This window comes from Streptomyces sp. NRRL B-24572 (assembly GCF_002156145.1).
GTDB classification, from domain to species: domain Bacteria; phylum Actinomycetota; class Actinomycetes; order Streptomycetales; family Streptomycetaceae; genus Streptomyces; species Streptomyces vietnamensis.
The window spans coordinates 1-562 of record NZ_MWIG01001122.1 but is presented as its reverse complement, the minus strand read 5'-3'; the positions used below and the strand labels follow the sequence as shown (position 1 = coordinate 562).

At 70.6% G+C, this 562-nt stretch carries 1 pseudogene; it reads right to left on the bottom strand.

The features are described from left to right. Window positions 1-562: pseudogene (locus CCN56_RS43740) on the bottom strand (hypothetical protein); the annotation flags it as partial.

The following is a 562-nucleotide window of genomic DNA, read 5'->3' as shown; positions in this document are numbered from 1 at the left end:
TCCCCCGGCCCCGGTCACGCCGGCTGAACCGGTACTCCCAATGGCCGCCCTTCCGGTGGGCCGCGACGCCGAAGTACCCCTTCTTGTCCTCGTCGCCCTCGAACCGGAACCTGACGCCGGTCTCGTCCCCGGTGTACGCCAGGACGTCCGGCCCGTACCCCTCCACCGGCCCGTCGAACGAACGCAGCGTCGACACCGGGCGGAGCCTGATCATCCACCGGCCGCGCGTGTCGACCCTCAGCCGCAACGGCGACTGACCGTCGTGGTGCAGGACGCCCACTCCGCGCAGATCGTCCATGCCGCTCCGCATGACCTGCCGCCACCGGCGCTTGCGGACGGTCAGCGTGACGATGTCCAGGTACCCGGCGCCCTTCTTCATCACGTCGACCGCCAGGAAGCCGCGCGGGAGGGTGAGACCGGTCTCGACGTCCTCCTTCCCCTCCCCCTGGTACTCGAAGTACGCGAACTCCGGCCCGAATTCGCGGGGGAGGTCGTTGAGCCTTCCCGGGGCTGCGGGTTGCGGGGAACCGGAGTACGGGACGGGGGCGCCCGTCTTCTCCAC